The sequence below is a fragment of the Brevibacterium sp. JSBI002 genome, assembly GCF_026013965.1.
In the GTDB taxonomy this organism is placed as follows: domain Bacteria; phylum Actinomycetota; class Actinomycetes; order Actinomycetales; family Brevibacteriaceae; genus Brevibacterium.
On sequence record NZ_CP110341.1, the window covers coordinates 71,669 to 90,776 of the forward strand.

General features: G+C 65.2%; 16 protein-coding genes. 6 read left to right on the forward strand and 10 right to left on the reverse strand.

The window, feature by feature from the left end; translation table 11 throughout:
• Positions 1-115: 115 nt before the first annotated feature.
• The gene (locus LJ362_RS00320; RefSeq protein ID WP_264800204.1) at positions 116-1,726 is read right to left on the reverse strand and encodes a nucleobase:cation symporter-2 family protein; all 1,611 of its coding nucleotides are present in this window, start codon (positions 1,724-1,726) and stop codon (positions 116-118) included.
• A 449-nt stretch (positions 1,727-2,175) separates the two neighbouring features.
• On the opposite strand from LJ362_RS00320, the gene LJ362_RS00325 reads away from it, so the two are divergent.
• Positions 2,176-3,756, forward strand: coding sequence for an 8-oxoguanine deaminase (locus LJ362_RS00325; RefSeq protein WP_264800205.1), 1,581 nt, complete (start codon positions 2,176-2,178; stop codon positions 3,754-3,756).
• Between the two features lie 78 nt (positions 3,757-3,834).
• Here the strand turns inward: LJ362_RS00325 and LJ362_RS00330 are convergent, their stop codons facing one another.
• Entirely contained in the window at positions 3,835-4,320 is a 486-nt protein-coding gene (locus LJ362_RS00330; protein WP_264800206.1) for a hypothetical protein, read from the reverse strand.
• 145 nt (positions 4,321-4,465) lie between these two features.
• Here LJ362_RS00330 and LJ362_RS00335 point away from each other — a divergent pair, with 145 nt between their 5' ends.
• The 3 genes from LJ362_RS00335 (at position 4,466) to LJ362_RS00345 (ending at position 7,723) form a co-directional block, all read left to right on the forward strand.
• The gene (locus LJ362_RS00335; RefSeq protein ID WP_264800207.1) at positions 4,466-4,948 is read left to right on the forward strand and encodes a DUF2871 domain-containing protein; all 483 of its coding nucleotides are present in this window, start codon (positions 4,466-4,468) and stop codon (positions 4,946-4,948) included.
• 89 nt (positions 4,949-5,037) lie between these two features.
• Positions 5,038-5,820, forward strand: a complete 783-nt coding sequence (locus LJ362_RS00340; protein WP_264800208.1) for a type 1 glutamine amidotransferase — start codon at positions 5,038-5,040, stop codon at positions 5,818-5,820.
• A 226-nt stretch (positions 5,821-6,046) separates the two neighbouring features.
• Entirely contained in the window at positions 6,047-7,723 is a 1,677-nt protein-coding gene (locus LJ362_RS00345) for an alanine/glycine:cation symporter family protein (RefSeq protein ID WP_264800209.1), read from the forward strand.
• A gap of 97 nt (positions 7,724-7,820) precedes the next feature.
• Here the strand turns inward: LJ362_RS00345 and LJ362_RS00350 are convergent, their stop codons facing one another.
• From LJ362_RS00350 to LJ362_RS00385, 8 genes are all read right to left on the reverse strand, one after another.
• On the reverse strand, positions 7,821-8,663 hold the full coding sequence (locus LJ362_RS00350; RefSeq protein WP_264800210.1) for a hypothetical protein: 843 nt from the start codon (positions 8,661-8,663) through the stop codon (positions 7,821-7,823).
• Complete coding sequence (locus tag LJ362_RS00355) at positions 8,660-9,277, reverse strand: DUF6114 domain-containing protein (protein ID WP_264800211.1); 618 nt, start codon at positions 9,275-9,277, stop codon at positions 8,660-8,662. Before LJ362_RS00355 ends, LJ362_RS00350 begins: the two co-directional genes overlap by 4 nt.
• Positions 9,277-9,891, reverse strand: coding sequence for a DUF6230 family protein (locus LJ362_RS00360; protein WP_264800212.1), 615 nt, complete (start codon positions 9,889-9,891; stop codon positions 9,277-9,279). Before LJ362_RS00360 ends, LJ362_RS00355 begins: the two co-directional genes overlap by 1 nt.
• Positions 9,892-10,230: 339 nt before the next feature.
• Positions 10,231-11,775: an AbgT family transporter gene (locus LJ362_RS00365; protein ID WP_264800213.1), complete on the reverse strand. Its 1,545-nt coding sequence runs from the start codon at positions 11,773-11,775 to the stop codon at positions 10,231-10,233.
• A 127-nt stretch (positions 11,776-11,902) separates the two neighbouring features.
• Positions 11,903-12,724, reverse strand: a complete 822-nt coding sequence (locus tag LJ362_RS00370) for a creatininase family protein (protein WP_264800214.1) — start codon at positions 12,722-12,724, stop codon at positions 11,903-11,905.
• Positions 12,721-13,470, reverse strand: a complete 750-nt coding sequence (locus LJ362_RS00375; RefSeq protein ID WP_264800215.1) for a FadR/GntR family transcriptional regulator — start codon at positions 13,468-13,470, stop codon at positions 12,721-12,723. Before LJ362_RS00375 ends, LJ362_RS00370 begins: the two co-directional genes overlap by 4 nt.
• 83 nt (positions 13,471-13,553) lie before the next feature.
• Positions 13,554-14,633 (reverse strand): alpha/beta hydrolase family esterase, encoded by a 1,080-nt coding sequence (locus LJ362_RS00380; RefSeq protein ID WP_264800216.1) that lies wholly within the window; start codon positions 14,631-14,633, stop codon positions 13,554-13,556.
• A gap of 91 nt (positions 14,634-14,724) precedes the next feature.
• Complete coding sequence (locus LJ362_RS00385; protein ID WP_264800217.1) at positions 14,725-15,384, reverse strand: GntR family transcriptional regulator; 660 nt, start codon at positions 15,382-15,384, stop codon at positions 14,725-14,727.
• A gap of 171 nt (positions 15,385-15,555) precedes the next feature.
• Between LJ362_RS00385 and LJ362_RS00390 the strand changes: the two genes are divergently transcribed.
• Complete coding sequence (locus tag LJ362_RS00390) at positions 15,556-16,572, forward strand: 1-aminocyclopropane-1-carboxylate deaminase (RefSeq protein ID WP_264800219.1); 1,017 nt, start codon at positions 15,556-15,558, stop codon at positions 16,570-16,572.
• Between the two features lie 2 nt (positions 16,573-16,574).
• Positions 16,575-18,998, forward strand: a complete 2,424-nt coding sequence (locus LJ362_RS00395; protein WP_264800220.1) for a transketolase-like TK C-terminal-containing protein — start codon at positions 16,575-16,577, stop codon at positions 18,996-18,998.
• The last annotated feature ends 110 nt before the right edge of the window (positions 18,999-19,108 follow it).

Here is a 19,108-nt window from a genome sequence, read left to right on the forward strand (position 1 = left end):
ACGACCAGCCCGATCTGACTGCAGCCCGAAATCGCACGAGGCCCCGGACGCGCGCCTTCGCAGGCGGCGGCCGGGGCCCAAGCGGTGTAACCGAGCCTAATTGGCGTATCCGGTTTTAGGTCCCGTCCTCGGCGATGAGGCGGCGGACGTCTTCCTGGGTGCGCACCTCACCCTTCTGGGCGGCGTCGACGACCTTCTCATGCTGCTCCTCGGTGACGACGGGAACTTCTTCACCGTTGCAATCGACGATCTTGCCGTCCTTGACGGTATCGCCTTCATAGAGGATGGCTTCGTTGTCGATGAGGCGCTGCAGCTCTTCCTTGCGGATGACCCGTCCGGTGCCGGCCACGAAGACCGATCGGTCGGAGCGATCCTTCGTCTTCACACCGATGTGGTTGAAGATGAGGTTGAGCAGCACGGCCATGAGAGTGGCCGAGGAGATGCCCGAGTGCAGGATGATGCCGACCCAATCCGGGAAGGCGTTGTAGAAGTCGGGCTCGACGACCGGGATGATGCCGAAGGCCAGCGAGACCGCCACGATGATCATATTGAGGTTACCCTCGTACTCGACCTTCGACAGCGTGCGGATGCCCGACGCGGCGACCGTGCCGAACAGGACGATGCCCGCGCCGCCGAGAACCGGAGTCGGCACTGCGGCAATCAACCCGCCCATCACCGGCAGCAGACCGAGCACCACGAGGATCGCACCGCCGGCAGTGACGACGAAGCGCGACTTCACTCCCGTGATAGCGACCAGACCGACGTTCTGCGCAAAAGCCGACTGCGTGAAGGAGTTGAAGATCGGCGAGACCGCCGAGGACAGCATGTCAGCGCGCAGACCCGAAGCGATGCGCTTGGAGTCGACCTTCGTATCGACGATCTCTCCGACGGCGATGATGTCCGCAGTCGTCTCGGCGAAGGTGACGATGATGACGATGAACATCGAGATGATCGCCGCTGCCGAGAATGTCGGCATACCGAAGGCGAACGGCTCGGGGAACGCGAAGATGCCGCGATCGAGTACATGGGAGAAATCGGCCCAGCCGAAGATGAGGCAGCCGATGGTGCCGATGATGATGGCCAGCAGAATCGACAGCTGGGAGATCATCGCGACGGGAATCCGGCTGAGGATGAGCACGATCGCCAGGGTGACCACGGCGATGAGGATATTGCGCGCGCTGCCATAGTCGGCGGCCTCGGCGTCCCCGCCCATGGCCCAGCCTGCGGCCACGGGCATGAGTGACAGACCGATCGTGGTGATGACCGTTCCGGTGACCACCGGCGGGAAGAACTTCACGATGAGTGCGAACGCCGGAGCGACGATCAGACCGATCACCGAGGCGACCAGCACCGATCCGAAGACCGCAGGAAGACCGTCGCCACCGGCCAGAATGGACGTCATCGTGGCGACACCGGCGAACGAGACGCCCTGGACCAGCGGCAGCTGCGAGCCGAAGAACGGCACACCGACCGACTGCAGAATCGTTGCGAGACCACCGACGAACAGACAGGAGGCGATGAGGAGGCTGATGCCGTTGCCGTCGAGACCGGCGGCATTGCCGATGATGAGGGGAACGGCGATGATTCCGCCGTACATGGTGAGCACGTGTTGCAGACCGTAGGCGAACGAGCTGCCGACGGAAAGCCGTTCGTCCTCCGGACGGGCCGGCTTGCTCGCGGCCGCGGACTTGCGGTCGTTGCTGGGTGACTGATGGGATACCGACATCTATCTCTCCATTGAGTGCGTCCTCGGGCGAAGACCTCACGGTGACTGACCGACCTCAGTGGCCGGTGTAGCGTGCGAGCGGGCATCAGATCGACCGAGGGATCGGTTGCATAATTCCGTTATGCGAAAGGAAATTTCCTTATCGCAAAACTCTAAAGGAATACCATTTGCGCCGCAAGCCATTTTAGTGACCCGCGGCACATGTTAGAGTTCACGGCAGTCGTGTACCCATCCCTCGACAATCTACTGATCGTTCGCTCAGTTCGATGGTTGTGCATCATCGTACCGTCTCGCCGACCAGTGGGTACAGTCGGGGATCCCGGATGGGATACCGACCGGCGGAGCAGCAGACGCCGGAAAACCTGAGCTGGTGGCGTCGGCCCCAGTTCTGTCGCCACTGACCAATAGTGCGCGCTCGTCGCGCACGGTTCAAGAGGAAAGGCGACACGATGACCGACATCAACAAAACCGGCACACCGTCAGCAGGAAGTTCCTCGGCTCCAGGGAGTTTCTCGGCACCGGGAAGCTCCCTGACTACGGGAGACCGCGCATCGAGGAACTCCCAACTGTCAGGGAACTCCCCGCGGCCGGGGGACCCTCCGGCGTCCGCGAACTCATCGACAGCGCGACTGTGGCTGCGCGATCCGCTGGCAGTCCACCTCGGTGTCGGTGTCGATCCGAACCGGGCGGCGCGGGGAATCGTCATCGATCGGACAACAGGGACCATCGTCGAACTCGTCCCGGCCGGTGGTGAACCCACCTCCTGCGGAGCCGAAGGGACCGCGGCCTCCGGGGAGAATCTCGAAGTCATCGACGCCTCAGCGCATGTCATCACGCCCGGGCTGATCAATACGCATCATCACTTCTACCAGACGCTGACCCGTGCATGGGCGCCCGTCGCCGACCTGCCCCTGTTCGGGTGGCTGCAGAACCTCTACCCGGTCTGGGCCAGGCTGACCCCGCGGGCGCTCGAACTCGCCACGACCGTGGCGATGGCCGAACTCCTCGAATCCGGATGCACGACCGCCGCCGACCACCACTATCTGTTCCCCACCGGCATGGACGAGGCCATCGACATCCAGGTCGACGTCGTCCGGAGACTCGGCATGCGCGCCATGCTCACCCGCGGGTCGATGTCCCTGGGCGAGGACGACGGCGGACTGCCCCCGCAGCAGACCGTGCAGGATTCGGAAGTCATCCTCGACGATTCCCGTCGCCTCGTCGAGACCTACCATCAGCGAGGGCCCGGCGCTCAGATCCAGATCGGCTTCGCCCCGTGCTCCCCGTTCTCCGTGACCACCGAGCTCATGCGCGAGTCCGCCGCGCTCGCCGCGGAACTCGATGTCCGTCTCCACACCCACCTGGCCGAGACCATCGACGAAGAGGACTTCTGCCGCGAGACCTTCGGCCTGCGCACCGTCGACTACCTCGAATCCGTCGGCTGGCTGGGGGAGCGGACCTGGTTGGCGCACGGTGTGCACTTCGACGATTCGGAGATCGGCCGCCTCGGCGCCGCCGGGGTCTCCGTCGCCCACTGCCCGACCTCGAACATGCGGCTGGCCTCGGGCATCGCCCGCGCCGTCGAACTCGAGGACGCCGGTGTCAACGTCGGACTCGGCGTCGACGGATCCGCGTCGAATGACGCCTCGAACCTCATCCGCGAGGTCCGGCAGGCCCTCTACATCCAACGTCTGCGCTACGGCGCCGAGGTGGTCACCTGCGACCGCGCCCTCGACTGGGCGACCAAGGGATCGGCGGCGGCACTCGGCCGCGACGATCTCGGCACCATCGAGGTCGGAAGGCAGGCCGACCTCGCGATGTTCCGCCTCGACGGCCTCGCATTCTCCGGATCGCACGACCCGATCCCCGCGCTCGTCCTCTGCGGTGCGGAGAAGGCCGACCGGGTGATGGTCGGCGGTCAGTGGCGGGTCGTCGACGGCCACGCCATCGGCGCGGACGGATACGAAATCGACAAGGAAGCGCTCATCGCCGCACATCAGGAGGAGGCGCGCCGCCTCGTGGCGGGATGAGGGCTGGGGCGGCGGTCGCCTCGGCGAACCTGATTTGAGGGCCGGTCGGGCCTTGGGCACAGATGGGCGGCCGGCCGCTCAGTCCTCGGGCTTGCGGAACACCTCGCGCAAGTGGTCGCCGGTGAGGAAGTCGCCGACGCCGATCATGACCACGCTGAACACGATCTGCTCGGTGATCATCCAGACCGGGTAGAGGCCGGGGATCGCGGCCATGACGAGGGTGATGACGGGGAAGATCTGCGTGAACAGCCGCAGACGCTGGTATCCCCAGTAGAAGCCCTTCGTTGCGCGCCAGAAGAAGTAGAAGAGTGTCACGGTCATGCCGAGGACGACGATCGTGCGCATCCACACGGCGAACGGCACGGGCTCGCCGGCTCTGGCGATGAGCACTGCGTAGACCACGGCTCCGAAGCCGAGCACGAGTTCGAACCCGAGCAGCCAGGTGATCCACGCGAAGGCGCGTTTCGTCTTCGGGTGTTCGAGGCCGTCCGAGGGCACGACGATTCCGGCTTTCCTGCCGCCGGCGAGGCGGTCGATCTTCGTGAGCAGGTTCTCCATGGCCATGCCACCAGGCTAGCGGGATTGCCGGCTCCCGAACCGATTTTCCGGGCCTCAGTACCCTGTGTGATGGAGCATCAATCGAAAGTTGGGGATGGAGTTCAATCCTGTGGGTCAGGAAACCGCGCCCGCGCGCTGATGAAGTGGAAGTATGAAGAAGATATTCGATGCAGCTTTCACGTACATGATCATCGGCGTCCTCTCGGGACTGTTCTACCGCGAGTTCACCAAGGCCAACGACTTCCCCTCCGGTGAGTTCACGCAGCTCGGCCTCGTCCACACCCACCTGCTCACACTCGGCTTCGTCGTCCTCCTCATCGTCCTCGCCCTCGACAAGGTGTTCGGACTCTCCGGAACGAAGCTGTTCTCGTGGTTCTTCTGGCTCTACAACGTCGGCGTGATCCTCACAGCGGGGGCCATGGTCTGGCACGGCTCGCTCACCGTCCTCGGCGAAGAGTCGAACGCCATGATCGCCGGAATCGCCGGCCTCGGCCACATCGCCCTGTCCGTCAGCCTCGTCCTGTTCTTCCTCGCCCTGCGCCGGAAGGTCGTGGGCGGCAAAGCTGTGGCCGGCAACGCCGCGACTGGCAAGGCTGTGACCGAAGGTGCGGAGGCGACTTCGCCGTCGCGCTGACCGGAACACCTTCGCCGAGGCGGTTGCATCCAACGACGTCACCGTCGGGGTGCGGGCCCGAAATCCTGCTGAGGGGTGACAATGGTGCCATGAGCAGTGATTCCCAGCGCCGGGTGCGCATCCTCGCCATCGAACACGAACGTGGCACCGGACCGCAGCGGTTCGGTGAATGGCTGGCCGAAGCCGGCGCCGAGGTGGTGGTGACCCGTCCCTACCTCGGCGAGGTCATTCCGGAGCTCGGTACGTTCGACGCGCTCATCGTCCTCGGCGGATCCGCAGGGCCCACCGAGGACGCTGAGAATCCCTGGTTCCCCGAGGTCAGGGACCTGCTTCGCCGGTCGATCACTGGGGAGTTCCCGAGCCTCAACATCTGTCTCGGTGGCGAGATGCTCGCTGTCGCCGGCGATGCTCCGATCACTCGGCGGGCACACCCGCAGATCGGGATCTACGAGCTGGGTGCCACCTCGGCGGGGGAAGCCGACCCGGTATTCGGGGCGCTGGCCAGTGGCGAGTCAGCTGGTGGGGCGACAACCGGTGCCGAGTCAACCAGCGGCACTGGGCTGCCGTCCGTGCTCTTCCATCAGGAGGAGATGGCGCTGCCGAACGGAGCCGAACTCCTCATCACCGGTTCCGACGCCCCGGTCCAGGCCTTCCGCCTCGGCGAATTCGCGTGGGGCACCCAATTCCATCCGGAAACCGATGCCACACAGATCGTTCGCTGGCTGGACGGCAATGACTTGGCCCTGCCCGCAGGCAAGACCGAGGACTCGATCATCGCGGAGGTCGAGGCTCACGACGCAGCACTCACGGAAGCGGGCCGCCGCTTGGCCGGATCCTTCGTCGACTTCCTCTCCGCTCGGCAGCACGGATAAGTCTGTCCGGCGGATAGGAGAGTGCAGTCCGATGGGCGAGGAGACGCTGCTCACTGGTCAGGGGAGTTGGGGAAGTCCTTGAAAACTCAAGAAATTGTGAGAACCCTCAGAGCCACGCACTTTTCCTGAGCGATCGCTGACACTTACCTATCCGGTTGCTACGTTGATGACAGGTGCCGGTCCCGGACCAACCCTCCGGACGAAACGCAATGACGCGCCCGCAGATATGACTTCCATAACCGAACATCTCGCCCACACCGCCTCCGCGGCCGACCTTTCCGCCACAGGGAACGATCTCGTCGCCGCCGGAGTCGACGCAGCCATCGAATCCTTCCTCGGGCCAGCCGCACAGACCTTCAGCAATATCGTCTTCTTCGAGCTGCAGATCGGCTCGCTCGGCATCCCGCTCATCGTCGTGTGGCTCATGGCCGCCGCTGTCTTCATCACCTTCTACCTCCGCTTCCAACCGATCACCGGACTCCGCTACTCCGTCGGCATCATCCGCGGCCGCTTCACCCGCAAGACCGACCCGGGGCAGGTCTCGAGCTTCCAGGCGCTCGCCACCGAACTCTCTGGCACCGTGGGCTTGGGCAACATCGCCGGTGTGGCCGTGGCGATCACGATCGGCGGACCCGGTGCCGCTCTGTGGATCATCATCTTCGGCTTCTTCGCCATGACCGTGAAGATGGCCGAGGCGACACTCGGCGTGAAATACCGGCAGATCAACGAAGACGGGTCCGTCTCCGGCGGACCGATGTACTACCTGCGGGCTGGCCTGGCCGAGATCGGTCGACCCAAGCTCGGGAAGTTCCTCGCCGGGTTCTATGCGCTCACCGCTGTGCTCGGCGTCATCGGTGCCGGCAACCTGTTCCAAGCGAACCAGGCGGCCGCGATCATCGTCCAGGCCACCGGCAGCGAGTCGAGCTTCTTCGCCGACAAGCTCTGGCTCATCGGAGCGATCATCGCCGCCCTCACCGCTCTGGTCATCCTCGGCGGGATCAAGAAGATCGGACAGTGGACGTCGAAGCTGACTCCCCTCATGGCCATCCTCTACTTCCTCTCGATCATCGTCATCCTGATTCTCAACGCCGGGCAGATCCCGCATGCCTTCGGGCTCATGTTCACCGGAGCCTTCAGCCCCGGCGGAGTCGCCGGTGGCGCCGTGGGCGTGGCGATCGTCGGCATCCAGCGGGCACTGTTCTCCAACGCGGCCGGAATCGGCTCTGCAGGTATGGCCCATGCCGCCTCGAAGACCACGAAGCCGGCCACCGAGGGATTCGTGGCGATGTGGGAGCCACTCATCGATTCCGTCATCATCTGCACCCTGACCTCGCTGGCGATCATCACCACCGGTCTCTACAGCGAAAGCACCGAGGATGGAATCGGCTTGACCGCGCAGGCCTTCGGCACAGTGTCGAGCTGGTTTCCGATCCTGCTCACGATCGCCGTCGTGCTCTTCGCCTTCTCGACGATCCTCGCCTATGGCTACTACGGTCAGCAGGCGCTGGGCTACCTGACGAAGAACTCGAAAGTCGCCGACAAGGCCTACCAGATCTTCTGGATCCTCGCAGTCATCGTCGGCGCCTCGATGTCGCTGGACTCGGTCATCGCCTTCTCCGACGCGATCTTCTTCCTCATGGCGTTCCCGAACCTGCTCGGCATCTACTTCCTGGCCCGCATCCTCCGTCTTGAAGTCCTGCGACTGCGCAAGAAGATCGACGCCGGTGTGATGCGGGAGATCACCCCCGTCGAACTCCAAGTCGGAATGGGCGATCACGAACCGACGGCGGAGCAGATCAGGGCCGCCGAGGCGGGGCGGAAACGCAAACGCGACAAGCTCCGCGAAGTCCGCGATACGCTGCGCCGGAAGAAGCTGGAACGCAGCAAGAAGGCCGCGGACTGAGTCCGCGGCCTTCGGGCCTGGTCCTTCTGGGCTGAGCCCGACCCTGTCGGGTGGTTCCTCTTCACGGTGAAGGAGGAACCACCTCGGCGATGGTGGGTCAGTCTTCGACCTTCTTGAGTTTCTGATCGGTGTTCGAGTAGGCGATCGAATCAGCGGTGGATCCGACGAGCCCCATCGTCACGCGCAGCAGTCCGGGTTCGACGTCGTCCATGGGCGGAGGGGTCTCCGGTCCCAGGGTCAGCGACTTTCCGTCCTTCGTCGTGGCTGTGATCGACCCGATGTACGTAGTGACATCGCCACTGAGCGTCATCGTGTCGGCCTTCGTCACCAGTCCTTCGTGCTCCTCGGGAGGTCGAACCGTGAGTAAGAAGCCGGTGATCTTGATCTCATCGGCCTGAATCTTCAGCACCACGATGGACCCGCCGTCGGCGGTGGGCACCGATACGAACGAAATGCCCTTCAGACCCTTGAACGAGAGCCCGTCCGAACCCATTGCGGCCGGAGTCTCCGTGAAGACCGGCGCGTTCTCATCCATCTGTGCATCGGACGGGAACTCGCCGTTGCCCTCTATCTCCGAGTCCTCATCCCCGTCCTCGGTCGGGTCGTCGCTGGGCTCATCGAGTCCCAGACCACCCGGGTCCGTAGGTTCGTCGGACGGCTCCTCCGTCGGTTCCTCGCTCGGTTCATCCGTGGGACCCGGTGCGGGCAGCGAGGGGTCCGACGTCGGTGGATCACTGGGTTTCACCGGCATTCCGGGCGACAGGCTTCCCGCAGGTGAAGAGTCCTTGGTCTTTGCTGAGTCCTCGTCATCGCAGGTGCCCACGAGTGAGCACAACGGTGACGATTGGGCGGCTGCAACCGAACCCGCCCCGAGAGTCGTCGGGAGGATCAGGACAGCTGCCGCGAGGATTGAGGCCGTGCGGCGGCTGTGTGCCCTCATGCAGTCTCCCCCTCAGCGGCTTCGGACTCCTTCGGCCCGCGCGGTCCCATCCATGCGACGACCAGGATCGCGCCGATGGTGGACAGCAGCATGCCGATGATGAACCCGCCGAGGTTCACTCCGATGAGTGAATAGACTGCGAGGACGAGAGCGATGATCCCGTAGAACACATGATGCGTGGGACGGAAGATTGACAGCAGAGCGAGGACGACGATGGTGATCGGAACGACCGTTGCCTGCAGACCCTCGATGCCGAACTGGATCTGCATATTGCCGAGGTCCAGCTGACCCGAGAAGAACAGTTCGATTCCTCCGAGGATGGCAAGCACGCCTCCGATGAAGGGACGCTGCCGACGCCATTGCTTGAACCTCTGGCGCTTGTTCTCGGCGCCTTCGGTCATCTCGGCTCCCTTGCTGTTGTCAGCATCCCCCGTCTCCGGCGTCGGGACGGCGAATTCTGCCGTCTCGACGCCGGAGACGGAATGGTCGCTCCGCTCATCGGCGCGTCGACTCCGCCGGGACAGCGCAAGCAGGCTCGTCTTCTGCACGGTGTCCTCCTGTTCGGCGGCCCCCCGTTCATCGGTCGGCTGCCCGTTGGCTGCTGAGTCCCTCATCAGTCGCACTGCTCAGATCCGTCGGTGAGCTTCAGCGACATGTCCTTGAGGGTGAAGACCGAGGCCGTGGTCGACCAGGAATCCTGCTTGAGGTCCTTGATCGAGATGGTGTCGGCATCCTGGGAGAAGTCGCCCTTGCTGCCCTTGGCCTTCGTATTGACGTCGGAGGCATCGACGCCGATTCGAATGTTCTTGAATTCCGCATCGCCCTTGAGGCCGGTCATTCCGATCTGAAGGTTCTTCGCCGAGGCGGGGGTGCCCTTTCCGCCGGCCTTGATGAGGACGCCCACCTTGCCCAGAGGAGTCTCCTGGACGGCAGACTGACAGAGGTTCTCCAGGGTTGCGTCCTTGATGTTCGCGGTGACGACTGCGTGCTTGCCGCCTTCGGCGTCCTTGGCGACTCCGCTGTACTGGGAGAAGCCGGTTCCCTCGAGCTGCGACGAGGAGATCTTGAACTGTGTGCCGGAGATGGCGAACGAGACCGGGACTGCTCCCTGGGCCACCCCGCCCATGAGCATCGCTGAGACGACGCCTGTGGGAATCGCGACCATGGCGATGCGACCGGCGTGAGATGAGACGAGCCTGCGGATGAGGCTGGGATTGCGGAACTTCATTGATCCTCCTTGACCACCGACAGCACAGTCGGCATCAGCGTGTGATGTAAGTTACTACGGGGTGTTACCCGACAGTATCGCGGGTGAAGTTTGACCGTCAACAGCTTTTGTCGACGAGGCTTGAGAGGGCAGCAGCGGGGGTGGTCGTGCGGTCGGGTCTAAAGCCGCCTTGTCGGATCCTCAGGGTTGCCATCGGCCCAGCTCAGAGGATGTGTCAGGGGCGGTTGTCAGGGTGATCCGAATCACTGGCGACACACCCGCGGTCCCGCCCGAGGCGACGAAATCCGCAGGGGCGCCGTTCGTGAACAAAACTTTCAAAACTCAGCTCGAGCTGAACGCTCAGCGCACCGGAGCATCGGGACCGAGCGGAATGCCCAGGCCCCACCACAGGAAGAACAGCAGGCTCCAGCTGATCGTCATGCACACGGCCAAAGGCAGGGTGTGGGAGGCGAGCGTGCCGATGCCGGCGTTCTTCTGATACTTCTGCATGAACCCGAGCGCGAGGATGAAGTACGGGCTCATCGGGGTGATCGCCGTCGAACCCGAGTCGGCGATGCGGAAGATCGCCTGCGAGGTCTCCGGCGGCACCTCGAGGAGCATGAGCAGCGGCACGATGACCGGGGCCATGATCGCCCACATCGCCGAGCCGGAGGTGATGAGCACGTTGACGACGGAGAGCACGAGCAGGACGAGGATGAACACCACCCACGTCGGCAGACCGAGGCCGGTGAAGAGTTCGGACACGGAGACCGAGACGAGCATGCCGATGTTCGTCCACTCGAAGTACTCGAGGAACTGGGCGATTGCGAAGAAGAGGACGAGGACCCCGGAGATCGAGGCGAGCCCCTGACCCATCAGCTTCGGCACGTCCGACCAGGTCTCGATCGTGCCCTCGCGGAAGCCGTAGACGATGCCGCCGATGCCGAAGAGCATGGCGATGAGGAAGGCGATTCCGGTGAGGAACGGGGACTCGCCGAAGGGGCCGTCGCCGCGCAGGGGCGCGCCCTCGGGGACGACGAGGACGACGATGGCGATGACCGCGGCGATGACGGCGAACATCGCCCAGCGCAGGGCTTTGCGCTCCTTGTCGGTGATGACGAGGTCTTCGTGCTCGGCATCCTCGTCGGCTTCGAGGTTGTCGCGCTTCATGAGCACGAGTTCGGTGACGATCGTGATGACGATGGCCAACAGGAAGGAGCTGGCGATGTTGAAGTACCAGTTGCCGATCGGGGTGACGATGTAGTCGGGGTCGATGATGTTCGCTGCGGCGGTCGTGATGCCCGCGAAGATCGCATCGTTGGGCGTCGGGATCGGGCTGGCATCGTAGCCGGAGGCGATCGAGGTGTAGGCGACGATGACGCCGAGGACGGGGGAGCGGCCCACGGCCTTGAACACCATTCCGCCGAGCGGGACGAGGATGACATAGGCCGCCGCCGAGGCGACGTGGGAGACGGTGCCCATGAACGCGACCGTGAAGACGATGAGTCCGGCCGGGACACGGGCGATCGAGACCTTCATCGCAGTCGACAGCAGACCGGTGCGTTCGGCCAGGGCCACGCCCATGATCACGACCATGATCGTGATGAGCGGCGGGAAGGTCTCATAGGCATCGAGCGCGGTGCTCACGGCCATGGCGATCCCGTTGCCGCTGAGCAGGTTGTTCACCGGGGTCCATTCCCCGGTGCCGGGATCCTCGACTCCCGCGCCGGCGAGGGAGAGGACGAGGCTGAACACGGCGAGGATGGCCGCGAGGATCCAGAACAGCCAGAAGGGGTTCGGCAGCTTGTTGCCGACGACTTCGATGACGTTGAGGGCCCGGATGACCAGCGGCAGCTTCTCCTGCTCGTCGGTCTGCGGGGTATCGGTGGTCTGGGTCGGTTTCATTGTGAGCTCCTGAGAGTCCAGTCAGGTCTTTCGGGCAGGGTCCACCAGGGCACGGTGATTACGGCGCTGGAATCGGGTGATCTGTGGTGGGGTGCGGGCCGGGCGGCCGGTCAGTGAGAAGCGGGTGTCACAGTCTCTGCAGCTCCTGACAGTAGGCGACGAGTCGGTCGATGACCTCGCCGAGGATGTCCTCCCCGGCCGCGGCCGTGGCGGTCCGTGGATCGCCGAGTACGCCGTTGTCGGCGTAGCGGTCGAACGTCACCGCTGTGGACGGTGATTTCGTTCGTGTAAGTCGGGCGCGCGGGTCGAGATCGTCGAGCCGGGTGGCGCCGGGGTTGAGGTGGACTGTGTCGACGAGGGATTCGTCGATGGCGAGCATCTGCGAGGTCTCGGACTCTCCGCAGTGGCCGCTGACCTCGGTGCGCGGCAGCTGGGCGGTCGCCTCGGTGGCCAAAGCGGAGACCGGAGCATAGGCGAAGACGAAGTCCGGGTGGGTGGCGAGCAGAGACTGCTGGACCACTCCGAGCGCGGCGAGGTTGCCGCCGTGCCCGGTGATGACGAGGAGTCTGTCGAATCCGGCATCGGCCAGCTGACGCACGATCGAGGAGACGAGGTCGATGAACAGCTGCGGGCCGATGTTGATCGTGCCGGGCAGGAAGCGGTGATGCGGGGAGACGCCGTAGTCGATGCTCGGCAGGACGAAGGCGCTGCCCGCCCGAACCTGGTCGCCGTCGGCGCTGTCGGTGAGTCGGTCGACGACGGCACGGGCGACGTGAACGGCGCGGATGTTGTCGGTGCCCAGGGGCAGTCCGTCACCGTGCTGTTCGCAGGCGCCGACAGGAAGGACGAGCAGGCTGTTTCGGTCCTTCGCGAGTTCGACCTCCAGAGAGGTGAGTTCGGCGTAGTCGCGGATATGGGGGCGGATCTCGGAGATCGTCGGGCGGCTCATCGCTGGGATCCTTCGGCGGTGTCGGCGTCCCCGGCCTGGTCCGCGGCGTCTGCCTGGACTGTGCTGTTTGCCAAGTCCGTATCGTCCGTCCAGTCCGCGAGGACGGCGGCCTTGATCGCCTCGAGGTGCTTGCGGGTGCGGTGGGAGGCTTCGAAGCCGTCGCCGCGACGGATCGCATCGAGGATGTCCGCGTGTTCGTCGTGGTCGCGCAGTCGGTCGTAGCTCGTGCGCGCCGCCTGCTGGGTCCGCGAATGGATGGCCAGCAGGGACACGAGCATCTCGTGCAGAGCGCGGTTGCCCGAAGCGCGAGCGAGTTCGACGTGGAAATGACCGGCCGGGACCGCGGTCTCGACCTGGAGGGCATTGTCGAGCGCGGACTCCATGGAGGCCACGGCGTCGGCGGCCTGGACCGTCGCTGCGAGCTCGGCGATTCCGGGTTCGACGGCGATGCGCGCATCGAGGAGTTCGATGGCCGCCGCGAGATCGACGGGCACATAATGCGGGTTGTCGAGGATGCGGCGGTTGATCGCTTCGCGGACGTAGGTGCCCGATCCGTGTTTGAGCTCGACCGAGCCCGTCGCTTCGAGGCGGCGCAGGGCCTCCCGGACGGTGGGCACGGTGACCTCGAAGCGTGCGGCGAGGACCTTCGCGGAGGGCAGGGTCTGCCCGGGCTGGAGGTTCTCGGTGCGGATGGTGTCGACGATTTCGCGAGTGAGGCGTTCGACGAGTCCGACGGTGGACGTCATGGTGCTCTCCTTCAAGTGTTTAAGTCATCTAATCACTTTGAGTGATGTGTGTCAACGGTCACTTCTGGGGCGGATCCTGTTGGTCACTTCTGGGTGGGCCCCTGCGTTGCTCCCGGGTGGCTGCGGAAGAAGTCCCAGACCGTTTCCGTGGCAGAGAAGTCCTTCGTGACGTACCCACCGCCGCTGTAGACGACCTCACCTGGCCAGACGTGACCGCCGTCAGCGACGGAGTAGAGCTCGACGGCTGCTGACCTCTTGCCGGACTTGCCGACCGAGCGGCTTTCCGTATCGCCTTCCTTGCTGCATTCCGTCCACTGGGTACGCACAACGTCTTCGCCCTTGCGTCCGACCTGGCGTTCCTTCGTCGTCGCGCAGTCGGAGGCCTCCGCCCAGGGCTCGATCCACTCGCGGACTCCCGGGTAGTCCTCGCCTTGGCGGTGGCCGCCCTCGTAGTGCATCGTGGCGTCCCCGGTGCCGTGGATCGCGAGCATCGGCGTGGGCGTCGAGTATTCGCAGCCCTCTGTCGACTGGGGATAATAGGCACCGGCGACGGGAGCGAACGCGGAGAAGCGATCGCGCAGGTGGCAGGCGAGGACGGAGACCATGCCGCCGCCGTTCGACTTGCCGGTGGCATAGACCCGATTGAGGTCGATGCAGTGCTCGGATTCGATCGAATCGAGCAGATCGGCCACGAAGGCGACGTCATCGGCACCGCTGGCGTAAGGAGCACCCTGCCAGGAACGTTTGCCGCCACCCCGGTCGCCGTCGGGGAAGACGGTGATCGCGGGCAGGGTCGGCAGTCCCGTGTAGTTCTGGAATTCGGCACCGTCTGACCCATTGCCGTGGAACCCGAGGACGAGCGGCAGCGGCGTCGAGATGTCGTAGTCGCGCGGGATGTTGATGCGGTAGCTGCGCTCGCCGTCTTCCGTAGAGATCGTCTTCTCGTCGTTGCCCGGCTTCTGCTCGGTGCCGCAGCCGGCCGATGGGGCGGCCGGCATCGGCGGTGCCTTTGCGCCGGTGCCCGTCGCCGGTCCCGCGGTGCCTGTCAGCAGGGCAATGCTCGCGCGGCCGCGAGCAGAGTGGTCGTGATGCGATTCGTCATTGATGACATCGTCAGTCCTTTGATCGTCGGTGATCGTGGTGTGGACTCTAGCACAGGTCATCAGATGACTAAATGAATTGGCTATGTCGGTCGCGTCGTCGAGGAGGCAGTGGTGTTGCCGATTCGGAATCCGCAGTCGGAAGGTGTTCGACTCAGGCCATCTGCGGCGAATCCCCTTCGATGGTTGACCAGTTCGCCTTCGTCAGTGCGACGGCATGCGCATGTTCACCGGCACGGACGGCGGCGATGATCTCGGTGTGCTGCTCCGGTGAGGCCGATCCCTCCACCGATTCGAAGTGCAGGAACTCCGCTCGGCGCAGAGTGGCGGTGACGACCTCGAGGTGATCGGGAATGAGGGGATTGCCGGATCGAGTGAGGGCCACCTCGTGGAAGTCGTCATCGGCGGCGATCGCCGCCTCGGCGTCGCCGACTGCGAGAGCCGCGCTCAATCGGCCGTTCGCCTGCTCCATCTCAGTCAGTGCCGCCTCATCGAGGGCGGGGAAGGCGAGGTCGATCGCCAGACCGTGGAGTTCGGCGGCGATCTGCCGGGCCGCGAGGATGAGTTCCGGATCCTCTGGGGCCACGCGCGTCATCCGGCCCGGCTCCGCCACGACGAGTCCGGCCTGCGCCAACCGTTGAAGCGCCTCGCGCACAGGCGTTCTGGACACCTGCAGCCAGGCGCCGAGCTCCTGATCGCGCAGCTGTTCCCCCGGGGCGAGCTGGCCGCGGACGATGGCGTCGCGGATCGACCGATAGACGTCATCGCGAAGCAGGCTGCGCTGCAGGGCGGGGGAATCCGTGGGGATCGGCACGCTCGGTCACCTTGTCTCTGAGTGGGCAATTCTCGTCCCGCGGAATGGGACGCGAACTCTGACCCATTGTAACCACCAGCAATATGCAATATATTGCATATTGCGATCCAGGACATATCGCACGAGAGAGTGGTCGCCCCGAAGCGAACGCCCCAGATAACAGAGGACATCATGGCCATCACCGACTTCGAACGCCACCCACTCACCTTCGGGCCGAGCCCCGTGCACGAGCTCCCGCGACTGAGCGACCACCTCGGCGGGGCCCGTGTCTGGGCCAAACGCGAAGACGTCAACTCCGGACTCGCCTTCGGCGGCAACAAGACCCGCAAGCTCGAATACATCGTTCCCGACGTCCTCGCCTCGGGCGCGGACACGCTCGTGTCCATCGGCGGCTACCAGTCCAACCACACCCGCCAGGTCGCCGCGGTCGCCGCTCACCTGGGGTTGAAGGCGCGCCTCGTGCAGGAACGCTGGGTCGACTGGGAGGACCCGGTCAACGACAAGGTCGGCAACATCGAGCTCTCGCGCATCATGGGCGCCGACGTCCGTCTCGACTCGGCCGGATTCGACATCGGCATCCGTTCGAGCTGGGAGAACGCCCTGGCCGAGGTCGAAGAATCGGGCGGCAAGCCCTACCCGATCCCGGCCGGCGCCTCCGAGCACAAGTTCGGCGGACTCGGCTTCGCGAACTGGGCGTATGAGGTCGCCGAACAGGAGAAGGAACTCGGCGTCTCCTTCGACACCATCGTCGTGTGCACCGTGACCGGCTCGACGCATGCCGGAATGATCGCCGGATTCGCCGCCCTTGAAGCCGCCGGCGGACCGAAGCGCAAGGTCATCGGCATCGATGCATCGGCCACGATCGGGAAGACCCGCGACCAGGTGAAGAGAATCGCGAACAACACCGCCGCACTCATCGGCCTCGGGCGTGAGATCACCGACGACGACATCGATATCCGCACCGGATGGGAAGGCCCGGCCTACGGCATCCCCGACGAGACGACCGTGAACGCGATCCGCACCACCGCCCAGCTCGAAGGCGTCATCCTCGACCCCGTCTACGAGGGCAAGTCGATGGCCGGACTCCTCGACCTCGTCGGAGGCGGCACGATCGGCAAGGATTCCACCGTCCTCTACGCCCACCTCGGCGGACAGCTCGCACTCAACGCCTACTCCTCGATCTTCTGACGATGAGCACCGCACAGGAACCGAGCGCACAGGACACGGACCGCCACCAATTCGAGACCTCCCTGCAGGTCAGCCCGCCCGGGACGAACGACCGTCCGCTGCGGGCCTCGACCTCGGGTGATGATGAGATCCTCGACGAGATCGCTCAGCGCGTGCTGTGGCTGGCGACCTCGATCATCGACCGCGCCAACCGCGGCCGAGTCAACCCGGACGGGGTCAAGGTCGGCGGTCATCAGTCCTCGTCGGCCTCGATGACCGGGATCATGACGGCGCTGTGGTTCACCCGACTGCGCGCCATCGACCGCGTCTCGGTCAAACCCCACGCCTCGCCGGTCCTCCACGCGATCAACTATCTGCTCGGAGACCTCGGCGAGGAATTTCTCGACACCCTGCGCAGCCGCGGGGGACTCCAGCCCTACCCGTCACGGACGAAGGATCCGGACACGGTGGACTTCTCCACCGGATCCGTGGGCATCGGCGCGACCGCTCCGATCTGGGCGGCCCTGTCCCACCGCTACGTCTCCGACCGGTTCCCCGAGACTCCGGAGGCCGGCCGCTTCTACTCCCTGCTCGGCGACGCGGAGATGGACGAAGGGGCGGTGTGGGAGGCGATCATCGATCCGGAGGTGCGCAGCCTCGGCGAGATCGTGTGGATCGTCGACCTCAACCGGCAGTCGCTCGACAGGGTCATTCCCGATGTCCAGATCCGCCGTCTGCAGGGCATGTTCGATGCCGCCGGGTGGCAGGTGCTCACCTGCCCGTGGGGGCGCCGACTCGAAGCCGTGTTCGCGGCCCCCGGCGGTGAGGCGCTCAAAAAGCGGCTCGTGCAGATGCCCAATCCGGAATACCAGCGGCTGCTGCGCGCCCATCCGTCCGAGATCCACGACCGGCTGCTCGCGGGGCTGGCCGACACCGAGGCGGCCGCCCTGTCCGCGGTCATCGACGACTTCGACGCGGACGGTCTCGCTTCCCTCATCCGTGACCTGGGCGGACATGACCTCGGCCAGCTCGTGTCGACGTTCGACGCGATCGACGACGACCGGCCGACGGTGGTCTTCGCCTACACGATCAAGGGCAAGGGGCTGGCCACGGAGGGCCATCCCGGCAACCATGCCGCGCAGCTGACCGAAGCGCAGATGCGCGAACTCGCTGCCGCCTCGGGGATGGACCTCGATGACCCGTGGGTCACCTTCGCTCCGGATACCCCGGCCGGCCGATTCTGTGCCGAAACCGCGCAGCGGCTGCGGCGGGAACCGGTGACCGACCACGCCGTGGCCGAGGTGCCCGCCGAACTGGGCTTCACCCCGCGACCGCAGATCTCCACCCAGGCGGCGCTGGGGCGGTTCCTCTCCGACCTCAAGCACGTCGCCCCCGAGGTGGCCCAGCGCGTTGTGACCCTGTCGCCGGACGTCGCGACGTCGACGAACCTCGGCGGATGGATCAACAAGACTGGGATCTGGTCGCCGGCGGGCCGGCATGACTGGTTCTCCGATGATCGGGAACGAGTGCTCCGGTGGCAGGAGGGCACGAGCGGACAGCACATCGAACTCGGCATCGCCGAGGTCAATCTCGTCTCCCTGGCCGGGGAACTCGGGTCGACCGGGCAGCGGTGGGGACAGCCGCTGCTGCCGATCGCCACGATCTACGATCCCTTCATCAACCGGGCCCTGGAGCCTTGGACCTTCAGCCTCTATGCAGGTGGGCGCTCGATCATGGTCGGCACGCCCTCGGGTGTGTCGCTCGCGCCGGAAGGTGGGGCGCACCAGTCGTTCAACACACCCTCGGTGACTTTGGAGATCCCGGGTCTGACGAGCTGGGAGCCGGCCTTCGCCCAGGACCTCGAGTGGGCCCTGCTCGAAGCGCTGCGCGAACTCGCCGACCCGGACGGCGACTCTGCCTACTTCCGGCTGACGACGAGGCCCGTTTCCCAGGAACTCGCGAGCGTGCCCGAAGATCCGCTGCTGCGGGAACGTCGCCGTGACCAGGTCATCGCCGGCGGCTACCGGCTCTCGGCCAGACCGGCCGCCGAGGATGAGGTCACTCTCGTCGGTGCAGGGGCCATCATGACCGAGGTGATCGAAGCGGCGACCCGGCTGGAATCCCTGGGAGTGCGGGCCGGAATCGTCTGCCTGAGCTCCCCGTCGAAGGTGTTCCGGTCGGTGCAGGCGCGGTCGCAGGTCCGTTCGAGTGTCCGCTCGGCCATCGCCGACGAACTCTTCCCCGCAGAGCATCCGGCCCCGCTGGTCACCGTCCTCGACGGGCACCCGCACACTCTGGCGTTCCTGTCCGGAGTGCGCGGGGATCGCACACGGAACCTCGGGGTCACCGAATTCGGTCAGGCATCCTCGGTGAGCGAGGCGTACGCGATCCACGGGATCGACACGGATTCGATCGTGCGCGCCGGACTCGACCTCGTGGGACGGTGACCGAGCGGCGAGATGAACCGTTTCGGTCCTCTGGTTCGATGAACAGGGACCGGAGCGGACCCCTCGCCGAGGAGGGTGGTCCCCGATCGCGGCCAGTGTCCCTCGCCGGG

Bases quoted from the DNA above. Each gene is read 5' to 3' on its own strand.
- LJ362_RS00360 (WP_264800212.1), bottom strand. From the start codon at position 9,891: ATGAAGTTCCGCAATCCCAGCCTCATCCGCAGGCTCGTCTCATCTCAC.
- LJ362_RS00340 (WP_264800208.1), top strand. From the start codon at position 5,038: ATGAGCAGTGATTCCCAGCGCCGGGTGCGCATCCTCGCCATCGAACAC.
- LJ362_RS00335 (WP_264800207.1), top strand. From the start codon at position 4,466: ATGAAGAAGATATTCGATGCAGCTTTCACGTACATGATCATCGGCGTC.
- LJ362_RS00350 (WP_264800210.1), bottom strand. From the start codon at position 8,663: ATGAGGGCACACAGCCGCCGCACGGCCTCAATCCTCGCGGCAGCTGTC.
- LJ362_RS00395 (WP_264800220.1), top strand. From the start codon at position 16,575: ATGAGCACCGCACAGGAACCGAGCGCACAGGACACGGACCGCCACCAA.
- LJ362_RS00320 (WP_264800204.1), bottom strand. From the start codon at position 1,726: ATGTCGGTATCCCATCAGTCACCCAGCAACGACCGCAAGTCCGCGGCC.
- LJ362_RS00375 (WP_264800215.1), bottom strand. From the start codon at position 13,470: ATGACGTCCACCGTCGGACTCGTCGAACGCCTCACTCGCGAAATCGTC.
- LJ362_RS00345 (WP_264800209.1), top strand. From the start codon at position 6,047: ATGACTTCCATAACCGAACATCTCGCCCACACCGCCTCCGCGGCCGAC.
- LJ362_RS00365 (WP_264800213.1), bottom strand. From the start codon at position 11,775: ATGAAACCGACCCAGACCACCGATACCCCGCAGACCGACGAGCAGGAG.
- LJ362_RS00380 (WP_264800216.1), bottom strand. From the start codon at position 14,633: ATGACCTGTGCTAGAGTCCACACCACGATCACCGACGATCAAAGGACT.
- LJ362_RS00355 (WP_264800211.1), bottom strand. From the start codon at position 9,277: ATGAGGGACTCAGCAGCCAACGGGCAGCCGACCGATGAACGGGGGGCC.
- LJ362_RS00390 (WP_264800219.1), top strand. From the start codon at position 15,556: ATGGCCATCACCGACTTCGAACGCCACCCACTCACCTTCGGGCCGAGC.
- LJ362_RS00370 (WP_264800214.1), bottom strand. From the start codon at position 12,724: ATGAGCCGCCCGACGATCTCCGAGATCCGCCCCCATATCCGCGACTAC.
- LJ362_RS00325 (WP_264800205.1), top strand. From the start codon at position 2,176: ATGACCGACATCAACAAAACCGGCACACCGTCAGCAGGAAGTTCCTCG.
- LJ362_RS00330 (WP_264800206.1), bottom strand. From the start codon at position 4,320: ATGGCCATGGAGAACCTGCTCACGAAGATCGACCGCCTCGCCGGCGGC.